The 15895-nt window shown below is 63.0% G+C and carries 13 protein-coding genes; 6 read left to right on the plus strand and 7 right to left on the minus strand.

What is annotated here, in order from left to right:
• Positions 1-168: 168 nt before the first annotated feature.
• The 3 genes from ACPWR9_RS18065 to rmuC are packed head-to-tail and all read left to right on the plus strand — an operon-like array spanning position 169 to position 4105.
• Positions 169-1593, plus strand: coding sequence for a sodium:proton antiporter (locus ACPWR9_RS18065; RefSeq protein WP_426299865.1), 1425 nt, complete (start codon positions 169-171; stop codon positions 1591-1593).
• 54 nt (positions 1594-1647) lie between these two features.
• Positions 1648-2637, plus strand: coding sequence for a 2-hydroxyacid dehydrogenase (locus ACPWR9_RS18070; RefSeq protein ID WP_426299867.1), 990 nt, complete (start codon positions 1648-1650; stop codon positions 2635-2637).
• A 16-nt stretch (positions 2638-2653) separates the two neighbouring features.
• Positions 2654-4105 carry a DNA recombination protein RmuC gene (gene rmuC / locus ACPWR9_RS18075; protein ID WP_426299963.1) on the plus strand — a complete coding sequence of 484 codons (1452 nt, stop codon included), beginning with the start codon at positions 2654-2656 and terminating at the stop codon, positions 4103-4105.
• Positions 4106-4215: 110 nt separating this feature from the next.
• Here rmuC and ACPWR9_RS18080 read toward each other — a convergent pair whose 3' ends face one another.
• From ACPWR9_RS18080 to ACPWR9_RS18110, 7 genes are all read right to left on the minus strand, one after another.
• The gene (locus ACPWR9_RS18080; RefSeq protein WP_426299869.1) at positions 4216-4701 is read right to left on the minus strand and encodes a GNAT family N-acetyltransferase; all 486 of its coding nucleotides are present in this window, start codon (positions 4699-4701) and stop codon (positions 4216-4218) included.
• Positions 4702-4743: 42 nt separating this feature from the next.
• Positions 4744-5022 (minus strand): hypothetical protein, encoded by a 279-nt coding sequence (locus ACPWR9_RS18085; RefSeq protein WP_150681131.1) that lies wholly within the window; start codon positions 5020-5022, stop codon positions 4744-4746.
• A gap of 101 nt (positions 5023-5123) precedes the next feature.
• Complete coding sequence (gene glp / locus ACPWR9_RS18090) at positions 5124-6407, minus strand: gephyrin-like molybdotransferase Glp (RefSeq protein ID WP_426299871.1); 1284 nt, start codon at positions 6405-6407, stop codon at positions 5124-5126.
• Positions 6408-6472: 65 nt separating this feature from the next.
• Entirely contained in the window at positions 6473-7216 is a 744-nt protein-coding gene (mobA, locus tag ACPWR9_RS18095) for a molybdenum cofactor guanylyltransferase MobA (RefSeq protein WP_426299873.1), read from the minus strand.
• A gap of 10 nt (positions 7217-7226) precedes the next feature.
• Positions 7227-8015: a hypothetical protein gene (locus ACPWR9_RS18100; protein ID WP_426299875.1), complete on the minus strand. Its 789-nt coding sequence runs from the start codon at positions 8013-8015 to the stop codon at positions 7227-7229.
• Positions 8016-8238: 223 nt separating this feature from the next.
• Positions 8239-9366 (minus strand): GTP 3',8-cyclase MoaA, encoded by a 1128-nt coding sequence (moaA, locus tag ACPWR9_RS18105; RefSeq protein WP_426299877.1) that lies wholly within the window; start codon positions 9364-9366, stop codon positions 8239-8241.
• Positions 9367-9730: 364 nt separating this feature from the next.
• Positions 9731-13144, minus strand: coding sequence for an Rne/Rng family ribonuclease (locus ACPWR9_RS18110; RefSeq protein ID WP_426299879.1), 3414 nt, complete (start codon positions 13142-13144; stop codon positions 9731-9733).
• 611 nt (positions 13145-13755) lie between these two features.
• Here ACPWR9_RS18110 and ACPWR9_RS18115 point away from each other — a divergent pair.
• The 3 genes from ACPWR9_RS18115 to ACPWR9_RS18125 are packed head-to-tail and all read left to right on the plus strand — an operon-like array spanning position 13756 to position 15813.
• Positions 13756-14760 (plus strand): RluA family pseudouridine synthase, encoded by a 1005-nt coding sequence (locus ACPWR9_RS18115; RefSeq protein WP_426299965.1) that lies wholly within the window; start codon positions 13756-13758, stop codon positions 14758-14760.
• The gene (locus tag ACPWR9_RS18120; RefSeq protein ID WP_426299881.1) at positions 14747-15409 is read left to right on the plus strand and encodes an HAD-IA family hydrolase; all 663 of its coding nucleotides are present in this window, start codon (positions 14747-14749) and stop codon (positions 15407-15409) included. Before ACPWR9_RS18115 ends, ACPWR9_RS18120 begins: the two co-directional genes overlap by 14 nt.
• On the plus strand, positions 15406-15813 hold the full coding sequence (locus ACPWR9_RS18125) for a Rieske (2Fe-2S) protein (protein WP_426299883.1): 408 nt from the start codon (positions 15406-15408) through the stop codon (positions 15811-15813). The genes ACPWR9_RS18120 and ACPWR9_RS18125 overlap by 4 nt, the downstream gene beginning before the upstream one ends.
• The last annotated feature ends 82 nt before the right edge of the window (positions 15814-15895 follow it).

The raw sequence follows: 15895 nt of genomic DNA on the forward strand, positions 1-15895 counted from the left end.
AGGGCCTGAGAGAGACGGGCTGTCGCGGGACAGGCTGTCGCATCGCGCTGCGCTGGTGTGGATATCGCATCCAAATAGGAAATATCCCAAGCTCTTGCCGCTTCGGGCACTCCGTCGAGACGGGCGACTCGTAATCGGTCGACCATCAACCAACAGGAACCAGAAACCATGCAGAAGGGCATTTGGGGAGCATTGGCCGCCGCGGGACTGACGTTGATCAGTCCGGCGGCGTTTGCCGCAGGGGGCGGCCCGGACGGCGCACAACTCGTCGCGTGGTGGGGGCTGCCGTTCGCTGGCATGCTGTTGTCGATTGCGCTCGGGCCGTTAGTCGCGCCGGCGTTCTGGCATCACCATTTCGGCAAGATTGCCGCGTTCTGGGGCGCGGCATTTTTGTTGCCCTATGCGTTCATGTTCGGGGCGGGCGCGGCATGGCACGGCGCCGTCCACGCGCTGGTCGCTGAATACATTCCCTTTGTCGTTCTGCTCACGGCGCTCTTCACGACGGCCGGTGGTATCTGTGTGCACGGCAACCTGCGCGGTGGTCCTTGGCTCAACACCGGGCTGCTGGGGTTGGGCACGGTGCTCGCGAGCATCATGGGCACGACCGGGGCGGCGATGCTGCTCATTCGTCCGCTGATCCGCGCAAACGACAATCGCAAGCACAACGTGCACGTCGTCGTGTTCTTCATCTTCCTGGTCGCTAACGCTGGTGGCTCGCTCACGCCGCTGGGCGATCCGCCGCTCTTCCTCGGCTTCCTGCAAGGCGTCGATTTCTTCTGGACGACGCAGCACATCTGGCCTGAAACCCTGATGGCCTGCGTTATCTTGCTGGTGCTTTTCTTCCTGATTGATACGTACTACTTCCGTCAGAAGTCGGAGCGTCAAATCGATGAACTCGATCCCACGCCGCACGCTGCACCGCTGCGCCTCGAAGGCAAGCGCAATTTCGTGCTGCTCGCCGCCGCCGTCGGGCTCGTGCTGATGAGCGGCATCTGGAAGCCGGGCGTCGTGTTCGACGTGTTCGGCACGCCGGTGACGCTGGAGAATCTTGCACGCGATGCCGGGCTCATTGTGCTTACGGTAATTTCGCTGATCATCACGCCGCGTACCGCGCGCCTTGGTAACGATTTCAATTGGGAGCCGATGAAAGAGGTCGGCAAACTCTTCGCGGGCATCTTTCTCACGATCATTCCGGTGGTGGCCATTCTGCGTGCCGGTGAGGCGGGCGCACTGGGCTGGGTGATCCGACTGGTGACCGGCCCGAACGGTGCGCCGGATAACGTCATGTACTTCTGGGCGACGGGTATCTTGTCGTCGTTCCTCGACAATGCACCGACGTATCTCGTGTTCTTCAACACGGCGGGTGGCGACGCGGCGACGCTGATGACGTCGGGGGCAGCCACGCTGGCGGCCATTTCGGCAGGCGCTGTGTTTATGGGCGCGAACACGTACATCGGCAATGCACCGAACTTCATGGTCAAAGCCATTGCGGAGCAACGCGGCATTCGCATGCCCAGCTTCTTTGGCTATATGCTGTGGTCGGGCGCGATCTTGCTGCCGCTGTTCGTGCTGATGACGTTAATTTTCTTCTAAGCCGCAAACCGATATCCGATATCTGCCAAGCGGCCAACTCCTGCGAGACGATAGGTGAAACCGAAGATTCTTGTGGCCCGTGCCATTTTCCCGGACGTGATCGAACGGCTGGCGCAGTACTTTGAGGTCGAGCGCAACGACGCCGACACCGTCTATTCGAGCGACGAGTTGCGTGCTCGATTGGCCGATAAGGTCGGTGCCATCACCACGGCCAGCGAACGTATCGATGCGTCGGTGCTCGCGGGTGCGCCGCATCTGCGTGTGGTTGCCAATATGGCCGTGGGCTACAACAACTTCGACATCGATGCGATGACGGCCGCCGGGGTGATGGCGACGAATACGCCGGACGTTTTGAATGAGACGACGGCGGATTTCGGCTGGGCACTGTTAATGGCCACCGCACGGCGGGTGACGGAATCGGAACGTTGGTTGCGCGAGGGCCACTGGAATAAGTGGGCCTACGACATGTTCCTCGGTGCCGACGTGCACGGCAGCACGCTCGGCATCATCGGGATGGGCCGTATCGGGCAGGCGATTGCCCGTCGCGCGATGGGCTTCAATATGCGCGTGGTGTATCACAATCGCTCGCGCCTCGATGCGGCGACGGAAGCCGCATGCAAAGCGTCGTACGTCGATAAGGACACCCTGCTGAAGACGGCGGACCACGTCATTCTCGTGCTGCCTTACTCAAAGGACACACATCACACGATCGGCGCAGCGGAGCTTGCGGCGATGAAGCCGACGGCGACGCTGGTGAATCTGGCGCGCGGCGGTATCGTCGACGATGCGGCGCTGGCGAAGGCGTTGGCGAGCAAGCAAATCGCAGCAGCTGGCCTTGACGTATTCGAGGGTGAGCCGAGCGTGCATCCCGACTTGCTCAAGGTAACGAACGTCGTGCTGACGCCGCATATCGCGAGTGCCTCGGCGGCCACGCGCCGTGGCATGGCGAGCTTGGCAGCAGATAACCTGATTGCGGCATTGGGCTTCGGGTCGGCACCGGGGAAGCCGCCGTGCCTGCTCAACCCTGCTGTGCGCAAGGCCTAAGGAGGCAAGTGTGGAGATGGTGTTAGTCGGGCTGGCGGCGCTGAATTTGCTGGTGATGATCGCGATTGCCATAAAGGTATGGCAACGCAACGGCGACGCTGACATGCGCGCGACGCTCGTCGATTCGCTCACGAATGCGCGCGACGATATCTTGCGAGCGGCAGAGCGCAGCGAGCGCGGATTACGGCAGGAGTTCGCTGAGACGGCGCGTGCCGGTCGAGGTGAACAAAGTGCGCAGATGGCGCAGTTTCAGCAGACGCTGGCTGCGCAGATGACGAGCGTGGCAACGGTACAGAACAACCAGATCGACGGCTTTGCGCAACAACTGGCCAAGTTGACCGAGTCGAACGCGGCGCAGCTCGATGCGGTGCGCCAGAGCTTGGTGCTTAACGGTCAGCAGATGCGCGAAGAACAGACGTCGGCATTGCGCCGCTTCGGTGACGCACAGCATCAGCAACTGACGCAGTTGGCCGAAGGCAACGAACGACGTCTCGCGGAAGTGCGTGCGACGCTCGAACAAAAGCTCAAGGACATCGAGGTCAACAACGCGACGAAGCTCGAAGAGATGCGCCGCACCGTGGACGAGAAGTTGCACGCCACGCTCGAACAGCGGCTGGGTGAGTCGTTCAAGCTCGTGTCGGATCGTCTGGAGCAAGTGCATCGCGGGCTTGGCGAGATGCAGACGCTTGCCGCTGGTGTGGGCGATCTCAAGCGGGTGCTGACCAACGTGAAGACGCGCGGCATCTGGGGCGAAGTCCAGTTGCAGGCGTTACTCGAACAGTTGCTCACGGCCGATCAGTTTGCGAAGAACGTGGCGACCAAACCGGGCAGCAGCGAGCGCGTGGAATTCGCCATCGCGTTGCCAGGCCAAAGCGGCGACAGCAGCACGCCGGTATGGCTGCCGATCGATGCCAAGTTTCCGCGTGAAGATTACGAGCGCCTGCTCGACGCGCAAGAACGGGCCGACCCTGCCGCCGTGGAAGAGGCATCGAAAGCGCTCGAAACTCGGATTCGTCTGGAGGCCAAAACCATTGCCGAGAAGTATCTGGCACCGCCTCACACGACGGACTTTGCTCTGCTGTTCCTGCCGACCGAGGGGCTCTATGCGGAAGTGTTGCGCCGCCCGGGGCTATCGGATCTGCTTCAGCGCGAATATCGCGTGACTGTGGCGGGGCCCACCACGCTGACCGCGCTGCTCAACAGCTTGCAGATGGGGTTCCGCACGCTTGCTATCGAGCGGCGTTCGAGCGAAGTCTGGCAGGTGTTGGGCGCGGTGAAGACTGAGTTCACCAAGTTCGGCGACGTACTCGCACGGACCAAGTCGCAATTGGAAACGGTGACGCGCTCGATCGATCAGGCCGAAGTGCGTACGCGCCAGATGGCACGCAAGCTCAAGACCGTTGAAGCGTTGCCGGGAGAGCAGGCCACGCAGTTGCTGGGTGTGGATTTGGGCGCAGACGAAGAGTGAGCGCGTGCGGTTCACGCCGGGCGCGTCGAAGGTGACACGATCACCTTGCGCGCCCGAACCGACTTAGGTGCCGTTTTCGGTAAAAAACGACTTGGGCGCCAAAAGACGGCTTAGGCGTCGCCTTCGGCAAACTTTGTCAGCGAGTCGCCGGTCATGCGAACCACGCGCCAGTCGGGCAGTACCGATGCGCCTTGCGCGGTATAGAAATCGATGGCGGGCTGATTCCAGTCGAGTACCGTCCACTCGAAGCGCGCGCAATCGCGCTGCACCGCGATGCGAGCGAGACGTCGCAAGAGCGCTTGCCCCACGCCCTTGCCTCGCATCGTCGGCTGCACGTAGACATCTTCCAGATACAGACCCCGGCGTCCGAGAAACGTCGAGAAGTTGTGGAAGAACAAGGCATAGCCGACCGGCTTGCCATCCCACTCCGCCATCAAACACTCGGCCGCAGGCGACGCCCCGAACAAGGCGTCGTGCACGCTGGCCGGCGTCGCTTCGAAAATATCGAGCAGCTTTTCGAAAACCGCCAGTTCACGCATCAGGCCGTGAATGGCATCGACATCGTTCGGCGTCGCGGGGCGCAGGTTCAGAGACATAGTGAAATTCTCGTAAGTCGGAATGATCTCGATGATCGGGCGTTATTCGTCTTCGTCGGGCACGTCGCTCAGTGCGACTTCAATGCCACCGAAACGCTCAGCCACCCAGTTATAGGCGTGGCAGGCAATCCACAAGAGCACGAAGCCGACGATGGCGTTGAGCACCAAGGCGGAGATGAACGCGAGACCGGGTAATTCGCCATAGCGGATGAACGCCGCCAGGAAGGCGAGCAGCACCAGCGGAATACTAAAGGTGAGGTAGACCAGTACCAGCGCTTTGGCCGTCTGACCGGGACTGATGTAAGTGATCTGTTTTCGAATTGTCATCGCGCGTGTGTGTTTGCAGGTTTGTTGTGTAGGCAAGCTGTCGACGCACAGCCTGCGGGTATTTCGTAAGGTTGGCTTGTGGAATTCGCGCGGAACTAGACCAGTCCGTCGAACACGATGACGTCGACCAATTCACCCGCCGCGACGTTACCGCGCGACGCTTCCAGTGAGACGAAACAATTGGCTTCGCTCATCGTGCGCAAGATACCGGCGCTTTGCGCATCGGCGACCGTGACTTGCCAGTGGCCTTGAGCATCGGCGGCCAGAATGCCGCGCAGGAATTCGGTCCGGCCAGGGCGTTTAGCGAGGGCGGTGGTCGTCGGTACCGGCAGGCGCGGCGTGGCTTGCGGCTCGGCCCCCATCAGCACGAACAAACCGTCGCGCACGAGATGGTAGAACGACGCCATCACGGCCGCCGGGTTGCCCGGCAGGCCGAAGAGCAGGGCACGATGGCCGTCGCTTTCCAGTTCGCCAAACGCAAACGGACGGCCCGGGCGCATCGCCATCTTCCAGAACACGACGTTGCCCAGACGCGTCATCATTTCGCGCGTGTAGTCGGCCTCACCGACCGAGACACCACCGGAGGTAATCACTGCGTCAGCTTCGCGGCAGGCGGTGCGCAGCGTGTCTTCGATGGCTTGCGGGTCGTCGCGCACGACGCCGAGGTCAAGAACTTCGACGCCGAGTCGCTGGAGCATGCCATACAGCGTGTAGCGATTGCTGTCGTACAGATTGCCCGGCACGAGCGGCTCGCCGACGGAGCGCAGTTCATCGCCGGTCGAGAAGAAGGCGACGCGAATCCGGCGGCGCACTGGGACTTCGGCAATACCGAGCGAAGCGAGCAGGCCGAGCGCGGCGGGGCGCAAGCGCTTGCCCGCGAGTAACGCAGGATGGCCTGCGGCGAGATCTTCCCCGATATGGCGGACATGACGGCCCGGGGTCACGGCGTCGGCGGCGAAGGTCACGATTTCCGTGTCGCCTTCGCGCTGCACTTGTTCTTGCGGAATCACGGTGTCGCAACCGGCGGGCAGCAACGCGCCCGTCATGATGCGAATGCACTCACCCTTGCCGGTGGCGCCGTCGAAGGGACGTCCGGCGAACGAGCGTCCGGCCACGCGCAAACGAACCTGGCCACCCGCACTCAGTGCGGCACCGGCGAAGGCGTAGCCGTCCATGGCGGCGTTTTCAAACGCGGGAACGTCGAGCGGGGAGATGACATCGCGGCCCAGTACGCGGCCCAGCGCGCTGCGAACGGCGACTTGTTCGATGGCGGCCACCGGCTGCGCAGTGCGGGCGATGATCGCGCGCGCCATCTCGACCGTCATGTCGTTAGGGTCGTACGCCGGCAAGCCGGCCAGGGCTTCGTCTAGTGTTGTCATCGGTGTGGCGTCGTCATCGGACATCGCGCGATGGCGGCGGATCGGGCCGCGTCAGTGCCCCAAAGTCATTGCCCGGAATTCCGGGGGGCGCGCGGCGTGTCGGTATGAAGGTCGTCAAGCGTGTTGACATTGTAAAACGGACGCTCGTCGCCGAAGTGAACTTGTACGGCCTTGTGGCGCGCCAGCCACGCTCTTACACGGTGTTCGCCTGCGGCCAACGTCGCGGCAAGATCGTCGGCCAGCGAGCGATGCAACAAGGCGAAGACCGGGTGCGGGCCTTCCGACGTGACCGCGTAAGCGGCGAGCGGGGCCGTGCACGGCGAGGCGGCTTTCGGTAAGGCAATCGGCGTCGACGGCGCGGTGGACGTTGCCGTCAGCGGTGCCATTCCCAGCCCGTGCGACGGCGTCACCGCGGCCGGTCGCGATGACGGCGTCGTTTCGAGAAGGCCGACCGTCAGGCGCACAGCCAGATCGTCCGGCAACAAGGGTGAGTCGCACGGCACCACCAGCACGTATTCCGTTTTCGCCGCACGAAGCCCTGAGAGCATCCCGGCCAACGGCCCGGCAAAATCCTGTGTTTCATCGGAGATCACGTCAGCGCCAAGCGCCGCATAGGTGGCGTGATTCCGGTTAGCGCTGATGAGGACGGTGCCGACCTGCGGCGCCAACCGCGCGAGCACATGCGCGGCCAACGGGCGGCCGTCGTAAAGTTGCAGGCCCTTGTCGCGCCCGCCCATGCGTTGTCCGCGCCCGCCCGCGAGAATCAGGCCGGTAATGGCGTCGCGACCAATGGGCGGACAGTGCGGCATGCGTTTTCCGTTATGAGCGGTTGAGGGCGATGACGCGCCCGGTGGCGTCGAACCAGACGGCGCCGTCGCCGAGCATCACGCCTTGGTCGCGCGCGAACATCAGGCGCGGCACAGCGGCACCGATGGTGCGCACATAACTGTCGGTAAATATCTCGTTGTAGCGTGCCAGCAGCGACTTCGGATTGCGCAGAATGAGCGTCTTGCCGCGCAGCGATACGTGGACCGGGTAACGAATCGATTGGGCCACGACGTCGCGACGATCGTCGAGCACGCCCTTGCGGAACATGCCCGCTGCACGATTGATGGTTTCGTCGTCATTGGCGCCGGCCGCGCCGTACAAGTGGTCGATCTTGCCGGTCTGGATATTCGACATCGCCAGCTCGAACGGCACCGTGCGGCCGTTGCGCAAGTCTTTCCACTGGCCGGAGATGACCTCGCAACTGCCCGAGGCCCCGCGCTGGCGATTGATATCGTCCCGTGCGGAGAACTCCCCTTCGAAGGTGGCGCGCGGCATGCCACCCGCATCGAACTCCGTCAGATGCACGCGAGACTTGTTCTCCAGCTTGCCGGTGAGCAGCGTGTCGCTTTGCGATGAGGCGTTGGCGTAACGGCCTTCGAGCTTGCCGCTCGACGACGTGCGCAATACGAGGCGCAGCGGGTTGCGCTCGCCGAGTTGACCGCTATAGGTGATGAGATGGTTCGCGATATCGCGCTCGGAAGGGTCGCAATCGGCATGCGCGAGCGAGGGCATTAGCGCACCGCACAGCATCGCCAGCGTGGCGAAGCCCATGGCGATCATGCGCAGACCTCGTGCGCGAGCCCGTGTCGTCGTGTGCAGTGCCGTTTGGCCTGCACGTTCAGACAGAGCGAAGGAGTCTCGGGCGCAACTAGCGTCCGGGGCAGCAGCAATCATGTGTTGTGAGATCAGGAATTCGGATTCGGCAGCGGTGCGTGGCGCTTGTCGCACTTCGCGCATTCGGTGCGTTCAGTGCACCGTTGCGCGTCACGTCGGCTGCGGGTAATCATCCGCCGATATAGGACATTTCCACTTTCGGCGGTGCATCTTCGGGCAAGCCCGTGGCGGCCGTGCGCAAGGCCGAGTAGCGGTCGGTGCGGCCGCGCCAAATATCGCCGATGACGGTCGAAATCTGCGCGTCGCTCGCGCCGTTGCGCAACAGCGTGCGCAAGTCGTAACCCGAGCTGGCAAACAGGCACAGGTACAGCTTGCCTTCTGTAGACAGTCGCGCCCGCGAACAAGTGCCGCAAAACGCGCGAGTGACCGACGAAATGACGCCCACTTCGCCACCGCCGTCGCGATATTGCCAGCGCTGCGCAGTCTCGCCCGGGTAGTTGGCTTCAAGCGGTTCGACCGGCAGGGCGTCGTTCAGGCGCGCGATGACGTCGGCAGACGGCAACACTTCATCCATGCGCCAGCCGTTCGAGGTGCCGACGTCCATGTATTCGATGAAGCGCAGCACGACACCGCTGCCATGGAAATGGCGCGCCATTGGCACGATGTCGGAGTCGTTGGTGCCGCGCTTGACGACCATGTTGACCTTCACCGGTCCCAAGCCGACGTGCTGCGCTTCGGCAATGCCTTCGAGCACGTTGGCGACGGGGAAGTCGACATCGTTCATCTGGCGGAAGATCGCGTCGTCGAGGCTATCCAGACTCACTGTCACGCGGGTGAGACCAGCATCCTTGAGCGACTGGGCACGGCGTTTGAGCAACGAACCGTTGGTGGTCAGCGTGATATCGAGCGGCTTGCCTGACGGCGTGCGCAGACGCGCGAGCATCTCGATGAGTCGCTCCAGATGCTTGCGCAGCAGCGGCTCACCGCCTGTCAGACGCAGCTTTTCCACGCCATGTTCGACGAACAGGCGCGCGGCACGCTCGATTTCTTCAAAGGAAAGCAGGGAGGATTGCGGCAGGAAGGTGTAGTCCTTGTCGAACACATCCTTCGGCATGCAATACACACAGCGGAAATTGCAACGATCCGTGACCGAAATCCGCAGATCGTGCAGCGGCCGGGCCAGCGCATCGTCGAGATGGCCGGTGGCTGCGCGCACTTGTGCGGGGATCTGCGGCGTATGTGTCGCATATCGCGCGTCGGTGCGCAGATCGGTAAGTCGGATAATCGTTTCGGTCATGGTGGGGCCTAAGCTTGCGTCTCCATTCTAGCGAATTGGCATGTTTGCCGCCGACACCGGCGATTCGGACGGTATGACCGTCGCGCCGGCAGGACAGACAGCAACCAGTTCGATGCGGGACATCAAGCCAGTGTCAGGCATCACGATACGGGCAGTGCGGCGCACGCACAAGTCGGGACAACACGAGGATGTCCCGATATTTGCATGCTGCACCGCGGCGTCAGGGCGTTTGTGCTCGCAGGCGCTCGCACAATGGAAAAGGGGGCCGAAGCCCCCTTTTTGGCGTCACGGCAATTGCCCTGGCGCGGGTCGATGCTGCGTCAAACGTGCGGCATCAACCTCGCCGGGGCAACGTCAAAGCCTCTCAGGCAATGTGATCCGACGAGCCATGCGTTTCCACTTGCTCCATCGGGCCATTGTTGACCGGTGCTGCCGCACGGCGCTGGCGCTGCACACGCGGTGCCGGTGCCACTTGCGCAGCCGCTTCCTTGGCAGCGCGATGCTTGTCCGCATCGGTGTGCACCCAGACCAGACCAACGCTTTGGAGCGTGCTTTCCAACGCGCCTTGCTCGACGACCGGCGTCACGCTGGCCGATGCAGGCTTCGGCGTCACGATTTCCGTGGCGGCGGCTGCCGCTTCCGGTTGCGCCGTCACGGCCGGGGCCACGTAGGCGGGCGATTGCGTCACGACTTCCACCGGCTTAGCGGTTTCGATCGGTGCTGCGGGCGCTGCCGGGGCGTTTTGCACCGGCGCCGGTTCGACCGGAGCGCTGGCGCTGGCTGCCGTAGCGGCGATTTCGGTCAAGGCTTCGGCCGGTACCGTCGGTTGTGCCGGGGCCGGCGTGGCTGCCGGCAGCGGCGAGCTAACCGGCGGCACGATCGGTGCGGCAACTTCGGCGGCAGGAAGCGGTGCAACGTTCACAGGGGCGATCGGCGCGACCGGCTCCGTGACCACTTGCACCGGCGCTTCCGGCGTTGCCACCGGGGCGGCTTCGCTCACCGTGGCGACAGGTGCCGCAACCGGGGCTGCGGTTTGCACTTGTTGCACTTGCACCGGGGCGGGCGCGGCGGCGACCGGCGTCGTTTCAACGGCTTGAGCGGCCGGTTGGAACGTCTGGACCGGTGCCGGAGCGGCTTCGGTGTGAGCCGGTGCGGCAACAGCTGCCGTCACGGCGGCCACAGCAGCAACCGCTTGCGGTGCTGCGTGCTCGGCACGTTCTTCCGTCAGTGCCGGGGTACGCACGCCTTCGACGCCACCGTCCGATGCCGTGGTGTGTTCCACGTTTTCCGCACCTTCGCCTTGCTCGCCTTCACCATGCGCTTGCTGCTCGCCGGCTTCGCGTTCACGACGGCCACCACGACGACCACGGCGGCGGCTGCGACGACGCTCCTCGTTCGCTTGCTCGTTGTCTTCACCAATCACGCCCTGAGCACCTTCGGCCTGTGCGGCTTGCGCGGCCAGACGGTCCTGTTGGTCGTATTCGGCTTCGTCGCCAGCGTTCAGCGGGGCAGCGCCTTGGGCAACACGTTGCGGTGCGGCTTGCTGGCCATCGGTGCCCTCGGTTTGACGACGCTCACGACGCTCGTTGCGATCGCGGCGATTGCCACGCTCACGGCCTTCGCGCGGCTCGCGGCCGTCTTCCGTGCGCACGACTTCCTGTGCCGGTTGACGTTGTGCATCGTCACGCTCGCGCTTATCGCGGCCTTCCTGACGCTCGTTGCGATCGCCGCGCTCGTTGCGTTCATTACGTTCGTTACGGTCATTGCGATCCGTACGATCGTTGCGCTCATTGCGTTCGTTACGATCACCACGCTCGGCGCGTTGCTCGTTACGGTCAGCACGCTCACCACGTTCCGGACGTGCAGCACGGCCTTCGCGGGCCGGTTGGCCGGCGTTGTCCTTGCCCGTTTTGTTCTCGTCACGGGCGTTGCCGCGGCGATTACGGTTTTGCTGATGCGGACGGTCATGGCGCTCGCGCGGCGGACGCGCGGTCGGCTTGGCCGGGGCTTCTTCCTTCACCGGTGCCGGTGCAGCAGACTCCAGACCCAGCAAGCGCTTCACGAAACCGATGAAACCGCCGCTGCGCACCGGGGCTGCCGGGGCAGGCGTTGCGGCGACCGGTTCCGGACGCGGTTGTGCTGCCGGGGCCGGTTGCTCAGGCGTGATGCCCTTGACGGCCGCTTCCTGACGCGGGCGCACGTCTTCCTTCTTCTTGCTGTAACCGGCCGGATCGTCTTCCGACGCACGGGCGGCTTCCTCGGCGAGCGCGTAGCTGGCCTTGGGCGCGTCGAGGCGCGGATCGTCGAAGCGCAGGCGCTCCAGCTTGTAATGCGGCGTCTCGAGGTGCTTGTTCGGGATCAGCAGCACGCCAACCTTGAAGCGGGCTTCGATCTTGTTGATTTCCTGGCGCTTTTCGTTGAGCAGGAAGGCGGCGACTTCGACCGGCACCTGGCAGTGGATCGCTGCCGTGTGCTCCTTCATCGCTTCTTCCTGGATGATGCGCAGGACTTGCAGTGCCGACGATTCGGCATCGCGAATGTGGCCGGTGCCGTTGCAACGCGGGCAGGTCACGTGCGTGCCTTCCGAGAGCGACGGGCGCAGGCGCTGACGCGAGAGTTCCATCAGGCCAAAGCGCGAGATCTTGCCCATCTGGACGCGAGCACGGTCGTGCTTGAGTGCATCCTTCACACGTTGTTCGACTTCACGCTGGCTCTTGGCCGACTCCATATCGATGAAGTCGATCACGATCAGGCCGCCGAGGTCGCGCAAACGCAACTGGCGCGCGACTTCGTCGGCAGCTTCCAGGTTGGTGCGCAGGGCGGTTTCTTCGATGTCGGCACCCTTGGTGGCGCGTGCCGAGTTCACGTCGATCGAGACCAAAGCTTCGGTGTGGTCGATCACGATGGCGCCGCCCGAGGGCAGCGGCACCTGACGCGAGTACGCCGTCTCGATCTGGTGTTCGATCTGGAAACGCGAGAACAGGGGCACGTCGTCGCGGTATTGCTTCACGCGATTGAGATGGTCGGGCATGACCACCTGCATGAAGTTGCGTGCCTGTTCGGAAATTTCTTCCGTATCGATGAGAATTTCACCGATATCCGGTTGGAAATAGTCGCGGATAGCGCGAATGACGAGGCTCGACTCGAGGTAGATCAGGGCCGAGTCGCGCGGCAGTTCGATGTTGTTGGCGGCGCCTTCGACGGCGTGCCAGAGTTGCAGCAGGTAGTTCAAGTCCCACTGGAGCTCTTCGGCCGAGCGGCCGATACCGGCGGTGCGCGCAATGATGCTCATGCCGTCGGGCAATTCGAGCTGCGCCATCGTTTCGCGCAGTTCCTGACGGTCTTCGCCCTCGATGCGGCGCGACACGCCACCGCCACGCGGATTGTTCGGCATCAGCACGAGGTAACGGCCGGCCAGCGAGATGAACGTGGTCAGGGCTGCGCCCTTGTTACCGCGCTCTTCCTTTTCCACTTGAACGATGAGTTCCTGGCCTTCGGACAGCGCGTCTTGAATGCGCGCATTGCGCACATCGGCGCCATCGCGGAAGTACGCACGGGCGACTTCCTTGAACGGCAGGAAGCCATGACGGCCTTCGCCGTAGTTGACGAAGCAAGCTTCGAGGGAGGGTTCGATACGGGTGATGACACCCTTGTAGATGTTGCCTTTACGCTGTTCGCGTCCGGCCGTCTCGATATCGATATCGATGAGTTTTTGCCCATCGACAATGGCCACGCGCAGTTCTTCCTGCTGCGTGGCGTTGAACAACATGCGTTTCATGAAAACGACTCCCACCCGCCGCCGATGCGAATGCGCAGGGCGTCGGGCACGTATCACTCGAGTTATCCAACACGCGAGGTTCGAGCCGGAGGTGGAAGAATTGCCGGGGAGGTCCGGGCGATGAGGCCCACGGACGCAAAGGCGCCTGCGAATACGCTAACGCGCTCGCCCGGAACCGCCGATGTGCCGTAAAACGCCGGCACAACGCGGATTACTTCGGGCTTGCAGTCCGTAACACGAGAAACTTCATCAGCTTTTTCTCGGGGCGCCTGCCGACACTTATTCTTATTGTGGCGGCGCCTCAATCTCGACTTTTGCGCGAACGATATTCACAAAGCGATCAGCCCGAATAATGGAATTCAGTCTGACCGCCAAAAAATTCTATAACCACCAACTCTATCCGCGTCACGCGCGCTGCGACCGAAGCGGCCTGTGGGCCAGACTTCCTGCCGACGCTGCGTGACGTGCGTGCGCTCGCTGCTCTAGGGTCACCGGACGAGCAGCCTGCCCGGGGTGCAAGTAAAATACCGTTTTGGGGTATGCACCGGCAAAGGCGTGGATTTGGCATGATTCCCGCTACCGCCACCTCTGTTGGGCAAATTATATTCATAATGAATGAGTTAGGCAAAAGTCGGCACAAAATGGTTGCGCCGGCACCCGCACCGCAGGTGCGGCTCGTCGAAGTCGATGACGGCTCGGCAGGTCAGCGAATCGACAATTTCCTATTGCGCGAGTGCAAAGGGGTACCGAAAAGCCACGTCTACCGGATTCTTCGCAGCGGCGAAGTCCGTGTAAACAAAGGGCGAGTAGACGCAGCCTATCGACTTGTCCTGGGCGATATCGTCCGAATTCCTCCGGTCCGCGTGGCCGCCGGTTCTAACGAACCGCAGACCCACGTTCCCGCCGCCACCTTCCCCGTCTTGTTCGAAGACGACTACCTGATGGCCATCAACAAACCTGCCGGCGTGGCCGTGCACGGTGGCAGCGGTGTGTCGTTCGGCGTGATCGAGCAATTGCGCCGGGCGATGCCGCAGCTGAAGTTTCTGGAGCTGGTGCACCGCCTGGACCGCGAAACGTCCGGCATTCTGCTGCTGGCCAAGAAGCGCGCCGCGCTGGTGGGCATGCACGAGCAAATTCGCCACAACCGGATGGACAAGCGTTATCTGGCCTGCGTGACGGGCGAATGGCGCGACAAGCTGCGCGCGGTCAAGGCGCCGCTATATAAATATGTCACGTCGGAGGGCGAGCGCCGTGTGCGCGTACAGAAAGACGGCCAGCAATCGCATACGATATTTCGCATGATGGAATCGCTGCCGCCGTATACGTTGCTGGAAGCGGAACTGAAAACGGGACGCACCCATCAGATACGCGTTCATCTGGCACACTGCGGCACCCCGATCGTGGGCGACGACAAGTACGGCGACTTCACGCTGAACAAGACGCTCGCCCGGCCCGGCAGCAAGCCCGGTATCAAACGCATGTTCCTGCATGCCTGGCGACTGAAGTTCACGCACCCTGTGCTCGATACGCCAATTGCGCTGGAAGCCGCGTTACCGCCAGAATGTGAGCAATTCCTGAATCAACTTCGAGGCGCTTCCGCCGATGCCAAGCCCTGAGTTCGACCTGGTCGTTTTCGACTGGGACGGGACGTTGATGGATTCGACGCCCACCATTACCCGCTGTATTCAGGCGGCCTGCCGCGACCTTGGGTTGCCTGTGCCGACCGACGAGCTTGCCAGCCATGTGATCGGCCTGGGGCTTCGTGATGCCTTGCAAATGGCCGTCCCGAGTCTCGATCCTGCGCACTATCCACGACTTTCTGAACGCTATCGCTTTCATTACTTAATAGGTGATAAGGCGACGGTGCTGTTTCCGGGGGTGCGCGAGTTGCTGGAAGAGCTGCGTTCGCGCGGCCGATTTTTGGCGGTGGCGACGGGCAAGTCGCGTGTTGGCTTGAATCGCGCGTTGGAGGCGGCAGGCCTGATGCGGACATTCGACGCGACGCGTTGCGCGGATGAGACATTTTCAAAGCCGCACCCGGCCATGCTTCAGGAACTGACGCGCGAGCTGGGTCAGGATTTGCGCCGCACGGTGATGATCGGCGACACCACGCACGATTTGCAGATGGCGCACAGCGCCGGAGCGGCGAGTGTGGCGGTCGCTTATGGCGGTGCCCATCCGCGTGATCAACTCGAAGCGCTGGCCCCGGCATTCTGCGCAGGCAGCGTGGCCGAGCTGCGCGAGTGGTTGCTGGAGCGCGTGTGAGCGAAGCCGCCGTTCCCCAGCCGATCTGTGCCGGAACTGCGCTGCAAGATGGCGGCCTCGGCGTGCGTTTCGACGTGCTGGTCGGCGGGCGACTCACGCCCGCCTTCGTGATCCGGTACGACGGGCGGGTGTATGGCTACCTGAATCAGTGCGCCCACGTGCCCATGGAGTTGGACTGGGCCGAGGGGCAGTTCTTCGAGACGTCCGGCTTATACTTGATGTGCGCTACGCATGGCGCAACGTACGAGCCCGATACTGGGCACTGCGTTGGCGGCCCGTGCCGTGGCGGCGCGTTGCAACCGGTGCGGGTCGAGGAGCAATCGGACGCCGCGTCCGGGACAACCGTCGTCTGGTGGCCCGATGCCTATATACAAGTACCAGGCACATCCGCTTCGACCGCGTAGTCTGGCGCGCGACCCGGCGCGCCACGATTGCGGCGATGCGCGGACTTAAAGGTCTAAGCGGTCTTAACGGTCTCAACGGTCT

It is taken from the genome of Pandoraea pneumonica, from assembly GCF_049918595.1.
In the GTDB taxonomy this organism is placed as follows: domain Bacteria; phylum Pseudomonadota; class Gammaproteobacteria; order Burkholderiales; family Burkholderiaceae; genus Pandoraea; species Pandoraea pneumonica_A.